Below are 697 nucleotides of genomic sequence, written 5' to 3' on the forward strand. Positions count from 1 at the left end.
ATGGACTGGAAAGAAGGACACCTCGTCAAGATTCCAAAGAAAGGAGATCTGAGCAAATGTGAAAACTACAGAGGCATTACACTACTGTCAATACCAGGGAAAGTCTTCAACAGATTGTTGCTGAACCGGATGAAGGATGCAGTAGACGCCCAACTTCGAGATCAACAAGCTGGATTCCGTAAGGATCGGTCGTGCACAGACCAAATTGCAACACTACGGATCATCGTCGAACAATCAGTTGAGTGGAACTCATCACTATACATCAACTTCATTGATTATGAAAAGGCATTCGACAGTGTAGATAGGAGGACATTATGGAAACTTCTTCGACACTACGGAGTTCCTGAGAAGATTGTCAATATTATCCGGAACTCATACGACGGACTACAGTGCAAAGTAGTGCATGGAGGACAGCTGACAGATGCATTCCAAGTAAGGACCGGAGTCAGACAAGGCTGTTTACTCTCTCCCTTCCTCTTTCTTCTGGTGGTCGACTGGATTATGAAGACCTCGACATCTGAAGGAAAACACGGAATACAATGGACAGCTCAGAACCAATTAGACGATCTGGACTTCGCAGATGACCTAGCCCTCCTATCACGTACACACGAACAGATGCAGATGAAGACAGCCAGTGTAGCAGCAGTCTCTGCATCAGTAGGCCTCAACATACACAAAGGGAAAACTAAGGTCCTCA

At 45.6% G+C, this 697-nt stretch carries 1 protein-coding gene; it reads left to right on the top strand.

Translation table 11 applies throughout. The features are described from left to right. The coding region (locus EJ063_RS21865) for an RNA-directed DNA polymerase (RefSeq protein ID WP_148104548.1) at positions 1-697 on the top strand (697 nt) is incomplete at both ends.

The sequence above is a fragment of the Vibrio aquaticus genome, assembly GCF_003970385.1.
Lineage (GTDB): Bacteria > Pseudomonadota > Gammaproteobacteria > Enterobacterales > Vibrionaceae > Vibrio > Vibrio aquaticus.